Genomic DNA, 9,684 nt, shown 5'->3' with positions numbered 1-9,684 from the left:
AAATCGAAGCGCGCCTGCTGGAGCACGCGTGGGTCCGTGAGGCTGCCGTGTTGGCGGTCGACGGTAAATACCTGGTGGGCTACCTGGTGCTGCAAAACGCCGGGGACGACTGGCGCGATGTGCTCAGCGCCCATCTTGCCCAGCAGTTGCCGGACTACATGGTGCCCGCCCAATGGGTGCTGCTGGAGCAGATGCCTCTGAGCCCCAACGGCAAACTGGATCGAAAGGCCTTGCCCAAGACGGACGCCAGTTTGCTCGCGCGGGAGTATGTCGCGCCGCAGAGCGAGCTGGAACAGCAGATCGCCGCGATCTGGGCCGAAGTCCTGGCGGTACCGCGCGTGGGGTTGAACGACAACTTCTTCGAACTGGGCGGCCACTCGCTGCTCGCTACTCAGGTGGTGGTGCGCCTGCGCGAGCAGCTGCACGCCGAATTCGACGTCAAATCGATCTTCACCACCCCGACCCTGGCCGATTTCAGCGCCTATGTGGCAGGCCAGCAGACAAATAATTCGCCGGTGCAGGACGCATTGGCTAAATCCTTGGAGGCTCTCAAACGTCTATCAGCAGAAGATTTGGATAAATTGACTTCCTGAGGGGCGTGGCGTGCAAGCATTAATCGAGTCGGTAGGGTCACTTTCGGCGCAGCAAAAGAAAGCGTTGGCGGTAATGCTCAAGCAGCAAGGCATCAACCTGTTTGAGATTGCCCCGGTTTTCAAGCGCCAGGAAGGTGAGCCTCTTCGGCTCTCTTATGCCCAGGAGCGGCAGTGGTTTTTGTGGCAGTTGGAGCCGCAGAGCACCGCCTATCATGTGCCAAGGGCCTTGCGCCTTACCGGCCAACTGGACGTGGCCGCGTTGCAGCGCAGCTTTGACACACTGGTGCTGCGCCATGAAAGCCTGCGCACGCATTTGCAGGAGGAGGGCGACAGTGCCTTGCAGGTGATTGCCGATCAGGTACGGGTGGATATTGCCCTGGTCGACGCCGAGGAATCCGAACTCAAGGCGCTGGTGGAAGCCGAGATCGCCCAGCCATTCGATTTGCAGCAAGGTCCACTGTTGCGGGTCAAGCTGCTGCGCCTGGCGCCCCAGGAGCATGTGCTGGTGCTGGTGCAGCATCACATCGTCTCCGATGGCTGGTCGATGCAGGTGATGGTCGACGAGCTGGTGCAACTGTACGCCGCCTATGTGCAGGGCCAGGACCTGCAACTGCCGGCCTTGCCGATCCAGTACGCCGACTACGCGCTATGGCAGCGCAGCTGGATGGAGGCGGGCGAGCGTGAGCGCCAATTGGGTTACTGGAAAGGCATGCTCGGCGGCGAGCAACCGGTCCTCGAAATGCCCATGGACCGTCCACGGCCAGCGCTACAGAGCTACCGCGGGGCCAGGCTGGACCTGACCCTGGAAGCCTCTCTGGTGGCAGGCCTCAAGACCTTGGCGCAGCGTGAAGGTGTGACGATTTTCATGCTGTTGCTGGCGTCGTTCCAGGCTGTGCTGCACCGCTACAGCGGCCAGGCTGACATCCGCATCGGTGTGCCGGTGGCTAACCGTAATCGGGTGGAGACCGAGCGCCTGATCGGCTTTTTCGTCAACACGCAAATTCTCAAGGCCGATATCGACGGCCAGATGACATTTCGTGAATTGCTGCAGCAGACCCGCCAACGCGCGGTCGAGGCCCAGGCCCATCAAGACTTGCCGTTCGAGCAGTTGGTGGAAGCACTGCAGCCCGAGCGCAGCTTGAGCTACAACCCGTTGTTCCAAGTGATGTTCAACCACCAGACCGACACCCAGCGCGGTGGCGGCAGTGTAACGGGGTTGCAAGTGCAAGGGCTGGAGTGGGACAGCAAGACGTCGCAGTTTGACCTCAGCCTCGACACCCAGGAATCGGCTGACGGTATCCAGGCGTCGCTGACCTATGCCACTGACTTGTTTGATGCGCCTGGCCTGGAGCGTTTCCTTGGCCATTGGCATCGCCTGTTGCACCGGGTGGCCCAGGATTGCGGCGGCCGTATCGGTGAGTTGCCCCTGTTGGATGATGCCCAGTGGCAGCAACAGGTGCACGGCTGGAACCACACGCCCATGGCGTTTGCGCAGGACGAGGGCGTGCATCGGTTGCTGGAGGCCCAGGCGCAAGCGCGCCCCGACGCCATTGCCCTGGTGTGCAACGGCCAGGCGCTGAGTTACGGCGAGCTGAACTGTTGCGCCAACCGCCTGGCCCATCGCCTGCGCGCTGCGGGTGTCGGGCCGGACGTGCTGGTGGCGGTGGCCCTCGACCGCTCGGTGGACATGGTCTTGGCCTTGCTGGCGACGCTGAAGGCCGGTGGCGCCTACGTGCCGCTCGATCCGCAATTCCCGGCGGACCGGCTGGCCTTCATGCTGGAAGACAGCCGCGCTCGCGTGCTATTGACTGCCGGCGACCTGCACGAACGCCTGCCACTGGCGGCTGACCAGCAATTGCTGCTCATGGACGCACAGGAAGATGCGCGCTACAGCAGCGCCAACCCCGATATCGAACTGACGGGCGAGCACCTGGCCTATGTGATCTACACCTCCGGTTCCACCGGCAAGCCCAAGGGCGTGATGGTGCGTCATGGCGCACTGAGCAGCTTCACCCATGGCATGGCCAGCACCCTGGCCATTGGCGCTGACGCGCGGCTGTTGTCGTTGACGACGTTCTCGTTCGATATCTTTGCCCTGGAACTCTACGTGCCGCTGGCGACAGGTGCGACGGTGGTACTGGCCGACAAGCACGTGTCCCTGGACCCCGAGGCGATTCTGGATCTGGTGCAGCGCGAAGCGATCAGTGTGGTGCAAGCCACACCCTCGAGCTGGCGCATGCTCCTGGACAGCGAACGCCGCGCCTTGCTGCGCGGGGTCAAGTGCCTGTGCGGTGGCGAAGCGTTGCCGGCCGACCTCGCCCAACGCATGCTGGCCCAGCAGGGCACGGTGTGGAACCTGTATGGCCCGACCGAAACCACTATTTGGTCGGCGGCCCATCTACTGGTTGAACCGTTGCCGTTTGTCGGTCGGCCAATCGCCAACACCTCGTTGTTTATCCTCAATGCCGAGCTCACTCCGAGCCCGGTAGGCACCAGCGGTGAGCTGCTGATCGGCGGTGTCGGCCTGGCCCGGGGGTATCACGGCCGGGCTGCGTTGACCGCCGAGCGTTTTGTGCCCAACCCGTTTGCGCGCAACGGTGAGCGGCTTTATCGCACAGGCGATCTGGCGCGCTATCGCGCGGATGGCGTGGTCGAGTACATCGGCCGCGTCGACCATCAGGTCAAGGTGCGTGGGTTCCGTATCGAACTGGGAGAGATTGAGGCGTGCCTGCGTGAGCAGCGTGCGATCCGCGAAGCCGTGGTGGTGGCCGAGCATGACCAGTTGCTGGCCTATCTGGTGACCGACACCTTGACGCCGGAAGCCGATCAGGGCGCCTTGCGCGAAGCGTTCAAGGCCGCACTGCGCGAGGTGCTGCCGGATTATATGGTGCCGGCGCACATGCTGTTCCTGGCCCGCCTGCCGCTGACCCCGAACGGTAAGCTGGATCGCAAGGCGCTGCCCAAGCCAGACGCCAGCCTGCTGCAAAAACGCTATGTGGCGCCGGTCGGTGAGAAAGCCCGGCAGGTGGCCGCGATCTGGGCCGAGGTGCTGGGTGTGCCACAGGTGGGCCTGGAGGACCATTTCTTCGAGCTCGGCGGTCATTCGCTGCTGGCGACCCGCATGGTGTCCCGTGTGCGCCAGGCGCTGGGTATCGAGGTGGCACTCAAAAGCCTGTTTGAGCAACCGGTGCTGGGCGCCTTCGTGGCGTCATTGGGGGATGCAGGCGCCGAGGTCGCGCAGATCACCCGCGCCGATCGCACACAGCCGCTGGCCCTGTCGTACGCCCAGGAGCGCCAGTGGTTCCTCTGGCAGCTGGAACCCGACAGCGCGGCCTATCACATTCCTGCCGCGCGGCGCCTGTCGGGTGCGCTTGACCGTGTGGCCCTGCAACGTGCGTTCGACACTCTGGTGCAGCGCCATGAAACCTTGCGCACGGTATTTTTTTCCGACGTGAGCCAGACCGTTCAGCGTGTGCTCGAACAGGCTGCGCCGGTCATTGAACACCAGGTCGTGGGCGCAGCCACCTCCGGCGAATTGCAGGGGTGGGTGGAGCGAGAAATCGCCCGGCCATTCGACCTGCAGGCCGGCCCGTTACTGCGCATCAAACTGCTGCAACTGAGCGAGCGCGAGCATGTGCTGATACTGGTCCAGCACCACATCGTGTCGGATGCCTGGTCGATGCAGGTCATGGTCGATGAACTGGTGAGTTTGTATGCCGGTTACAGCCAGGGGCTCGAGCCAGTGCTGCCGCTGCTGCCGATTCAATACGCGGACTACGCCCAGTGGCAGCGTGGCTGGATGGAGGCGGGCGAAAAAGCCCGGCAATTGGCCTACTGGCGGGCCCGCCTGGGGGATGTGCAGCCGGTACTGGAGCTGCCGCTGGACCGCCCGCGCCCGGCGATACAACGTTACGAAGGTGCGCGCCTGGATGTGCTGGTCGAACCTGCCGTGGTCGAGGGCTTGCGCGCCCTGGCGCAGCGCGAAGGCGTGACCATGTTCATGCTGCTGCTCGCGTCCTTCCAGTCGATGTTGTACCGCTACACCGGCCAGTCGGACATCCGTGTCGGCGTGCCTATCGCCAACCGTAACCGCCTGGAAACCGAGCAACTGATCGGCTTCTTCGTCAATACCCAGGTGCTCAAGGCCGAGATCGACGGGCACATGACCTTTGCCCAGCTGTTGCAGCAGGTCAAGGAGCATGCGTTGGGGGCGCAGGCCCATCAGGACCTGCCTTTCGAACAGTTGGTCGAGGCCCTGCAACCCGAGCGCAGCCTGAGCCACAACCCGCTGTTCCAAGTGATGTTCAATCACCAGTCCGACGCCCATGCCAACCGTGGCAGCCAGCAATTGCCGGGGCTGCAGGTGCAGGGGCTGGAGTGGGACAGCCATACGGCGCATTTCGACCTGAGCCTGGACACCCAGGAGTCTGCCGAGGGCCTGCACGCTTCGTTGACCTACGCGACCGCATTGTTCGACGCCAGTACCCTGCAGCGCTTCGCCGCGCATTGGCAAAACCTGCTGAAGAGCGTGGTAGGCACGGCCCGGCAGTGTGTCGCCGACTTGCCGATGCTGGGCCGCGATGAGCAAGCGCAGATGCTCTATGAGTGGAACCCGCCGCAACCCGCGCGTGCCGCCCACAGCAGCGTGCTGATTAAATTCGAGCAGCAGGTGGCGAGCCGGCCCGACGCCGTCGCTCTGATCATGGATCAGCGGCGCATGAGTTACGCCGACCTCAACCAGCGCGCCAACCGCCTGGCCCACGCCCTGATCGAACAGGGCGTGGGCGCCGACAGCCTGGTCGGCGTGGCCGTGGACCGTTCGCTGGAAATGATCGTGGCCCTGCTGGCCGTGCTCAAGGCCGGCGGCGCCTATGTACCGCTGGACCCGCAATACCCCCGCGACCGCCTGCAATGCATGATCGAAGACAGCGGCTTGCAGCTGTTGCTGACCCAGCATCCCTTGCTGGAGCGCCTGCCGATCAGTGCCGACCTGGCGTTGATCTGCCTGGAGTCCGATCCGCAGTGGTTGGCCGAGTACCCGTCGAGTAACCCCGAGGTGCGCGCGTTCCCGGCCAACCTGGCCTACCTGATGTTCACCTCGGGTTCGACCGGGCGGCCCAAGGGCGTGGGCATCGACCAGGCTTCGTTGGCACGCCACGTCGAGGTGTTTACCGAGGTGTTTGCGCTGACCGCCGCTGACTGCGTGCTGCAATTCGGTACATTCAACTTCGACGGTTTCGTCGAGCAACTCTACCCGGCGCTCTGCTGCGGGGCCGCGGTGGTGGTGCGTGGCGGCGAGCTGTGGGATAGCGACACCTTCTACACCCAACTGATCGAACATGAGATTTCGGTGGTCGACCTCACCACTGCCTACTGGCACCTGATTGCCCGGGACTTTGCCGAGCGAGGTGTGCGGGACTATGGGCGGTTGCGCCAGGTGCATGCGGGTGGCGAAGCCATGCCGCCGGAAGGTTTGGCTTCCTGGCGCGATGCCGGCCTGGGCCATGTGCGCCTGCTCAACACCTACGGCCCCACCGAGGCGACTGTTACGGTCACGGCCCTCGATTGCGCGGGTTATGTCGATGGCCGCGAAGCCGTCACGCAAATGATGCCGATTGGTCGCGTACTGGACGGCCGCGCCATCTACCTGCTGGATGCCAGCCTCAACCCGGTGCCTGTGGGCGTGGCCGGCGAACTGGTGATCGGCGGGCCATTGCTGGCGCGGGGGTACTTCAACCGCGCAGCGCTGACCGCCGAACGCTTTATTCCCGACCCCTTCGACCCCGCTGGCGGCGGTCGCCTGTACCGCACCGGCGACCTGGCGCGCTACCGTGCCGATGGTGTGATCGAGTACATCGGGCGCATCGACCATCAGGTCAAGGTGCGTGGCTTCCGTATCGAACTGGGTGAAATCGAATCGCGCCTGCTGGCCCAGGATGCGGTCCGCGAAGCGCTGGTGATTGCTGCCGACCAGCAACTGATCGCCTACCTGGTTACCCCCATGGCCGAGTCCGGGCAGGACGCACTGCGTGAGCAGCTTCGCACGGCTTTGCGCGATGAGCTGCCGGACTACATGGTGCCGGCGCACTTCATGTTCCTGAAGGCACTGCCGTTGAGCCCCAATGGCAAGTTGGATCGCCATGCCTTGCCACGCCCGGATGCGAGCCAGGCGCTGCACAGTTGGGTGGCGCCGGTCAGTGTGCTGGAGCAGCAGGTTGCCGCGATCTGGGCGGATATCCTCGGTGCTGAACGTATTGGCCTGACCGATCATTTCTTTGAGATGGGCGGGCATTCCTTGCTGGCCATGCAAGTGGCGTCGCGCCTGCGGCATAACCTGGGGATCGAGTTGCCGCTGCGCGTGCTGTTCGAACAACCGCGCCTCGACGGCTTTGTCGCGGCCCTGCACAGCGAGGGCAAGCAGGGCGGTTCGACGGCGCCGGCGTTGGTGCCGTCTTCCCGCGATGTGCCCTTGGTGTTGTCGTACGCCCAGGAGCGCCAGTGGTTCCTCTGGCTGCTGGAGCCCGACAGCGCCGCCTACCATGTGCCCAGCGCGTTGCGCCTCAAGGGCCAGCTGGACCTGAACGCGCTGCAACGCAGCTTCGACATGCTGGTAGCGCGCCACGAAAGTCTGCGCACCCATTTGCATCAGGGTGATGAGCAGACCGTGCAGGTGATTGCGCCGCAGGCCACGGTCGACATCGTTCTGGTCGAGAGCGACCCGACCCGGCTCAAGGCCCAGGTGCAAGCCGAGATCGCCCGCCCGTTCGACCTGCAGGCCGGGCCATTGCTCAGGGCCACGTTGCTGCGCCAGGGCAAGGACGAGCATGTACTGGTGCTGGTGCTGCACCATATCGTCTCCGACGGCTGGTCGATGCAAATCATGGTCGATGAGTTGGTGCAGTTGTACAGCGCCTACAGCCAGGGCCTGGATCTGCAACTGCCGGCCTTGCCGATCCAGTACGCCGACTATGCCCGCTGGCAGCGCGAGTGGATGGACGCGGGCGAAAAAGCCCGGCAGCTTGCGTACTGGCAAGGTTTGCTGGGCGGCGAGCAACCGGTGCTGGAATTGCCTTTCGACCACCAGCGCCCGGCCGAGCAAAGCCATCGTGGTGCGCGCCTGTTTGTCGAGCTGCCGCCCGCGCTGGTTGCCGACCTCAAGGGCCTGGCGCAACGCGAAGGCGTGACCCTGTTCATGCTGTTGCTGGCCTCGTTCCAGGCGCTGATGCACCGTTACAGCGGCCAGGAAGACGTGCGCGTCGGGGTGCCGATTGCCAACCGCAACCGGGTCGAGACCGAGCGGCTGATCGGCTTCTTCGTCAACACCCAGGTGCTCAAGGCCGATATCGATGAGCAGACTTCGGTCACGCAACTGTTGCAGCAGGTCCGCCAGCGTGCGCTGGAAGCCCAGGACCATCAGGACCTGCCGTTCGAACAACTGGTGGAGGCGCTGCAACCCGAGCGCAGTTTGAGTCTTAACCCGTTGTTCCAGGTGATGTTCAACCACCAGACCGAAGCGCGCCTGGGCGGCGCCGAACTCGCGCTGTCCACACTGCGCGTCGAAGGCCTGGAATGGGAGAGCCAGACCGCCCATTTCGACCTGGACCTGGATGTGCATGAAGGCACCGACAGCATCTGGGCCACCTTGGGTTACGCGACCGACCTGTTCAACGCCTTGACCATCAAGCGCATGGCCTGCCATTGGCAAAACCTGTTGCAGGCGATGGTTGCCGACCAACAGCAATCCATCAGCCAACTCAACCTGCTGGGCCAGGATGAGCAACGACACATCCGGCAGCTGTGGAACCAGACTGACGCCGGCTTCTCGGCCGAGCGTCTGGTACACGAAATGGTTGCCGACCGCGCCGCCGAAAACCCCGCTGCGGTGGCGATCAAGTTCGATGCGCAAACCCTGAGTTATGGCGAGCTGGACCGCCAGGCCAACCGCCTGGCCCATGCCCTGATCGCCCGTGGCATCGGCCCCGAAGTGCGCGTGGCAATTGCCATGCCGCGCAGTGCCGAGAGCCTGGTGGCGTTCCTCGCTGTGATGAAAGCCGGCGGTGTGTATGTGCCGCTGGATATCGAATACCCACGTGATCGCCTGCTGTACATGATGCAGGACAGCCGCGCGAAGTTGCTGCTGACCCACACCAGTGCGTTGCCGCAACTGCCGATTCCCGAGGGCCTGGACAGCCTGGCCATCGATCGCACCGAGGCGTGGGCCGACTACAGCGACACCGCGCCGGAGGTAAAACTGCACGGCGACAACCTTGCCTACGTGATCTACACCTCCGGCTCCACCGGCCTGCCCAAGGGCGTGGCGGTGTCCCACGGCCCGTTGGTGGCGCACATCATCGCCACCGGCGAGCGTTATGAAACATCGCCGGCCGATTGCGAACTGCACTTCATGTCGTTCGCCTTCGACGGCTCCCACGAAGGCTGGATGCACCCGCTGATCAACGGCGCCAGCGTGCTGGTCCGTGACGATAGCCTGTGGTTGCCCGAGTACACCTACGCGCAGATGCACCGTCACAACGTGACCATGGCGGTGTTCCCGCCGGTGTACCTGCAACAACTGGCCGAGCATGCCGAGCGCGACGGTAATCCACCGAAAGTGCGTGTGTACTGCTTTGGCGGCGATGCGGTGGCGCAAGCCAGCTACGACCTGGCCTGGCGCGCGCTTAAGCCGACCTACCTGTTTAACGGTTACGGCCCGACGGAAACCGTGGTCACGCCGCTGCTGTGGAAAGCCCGTCGAGGCGATCCATGCGGTGCCGTCTACGCGCCAATCGGTACGTTGCTGGGCAACCGCAGCGGCTACGTGCTGGACGCGCAACTCAACCTGCAACCCATCGGCGTCGCCGGTGAGTTGTACCTGGGCGGCGAGGGCGTGGCCCGTGGATACCTGGAACGTCCGGCGCTGACCGCCGAACGCTTCGTGCCGGACCCGTTCGGCAAGCCGGGCAGTCGCGTGTATCGCAGCGGCGACCTGACCCGTGGCCGCCCGGATGGCGTGGTGGATTACCTCGGGCGTGTCGACCACCAGGTGAAGATCCGTGGTTTCCGCATCGAACTGGGGGAAATCGAAGCGCGC

The 9,684-nt window shown here is 64.2% G+C and carries 2 protein-coding genes; both read left to right on the top strand.

Annotated elements, in window-relative coordinates:
- Positions 1 to 593: phosphopantetheine-binding protein (locus tag BFQ01_RS33170; RefSeq protein ID WP_256097805.1), on the top strand; the 593-nt coding region annotated here is incomplete at its 5' end.
- Between the two features lie 73 nt (positions 594 to 666).
- A partial coding sequence (locus BFQ01_RS31015) for a non-ribosomal peptide synthetase (protein WP_141691328.1) occupies positions 667 to 9,684 on the top strand: 9,018 nt, incomplete at its 3' end.

Source organism: Pseudomonas sp. 8 R 14 (assembly GCF_900005955.1).
GTDB lineage: Bacteria > Pseudomonadota > Gammaproteobacteria > Pseudomonadales > Pseudomonadaceae > Aquipseudomonas > Aquipseudomonas marginalis.
Note: the sequence above shows the minus strand (reverse complement) of the source record. Positions and strands in the feature narration are given on the sequence as shown.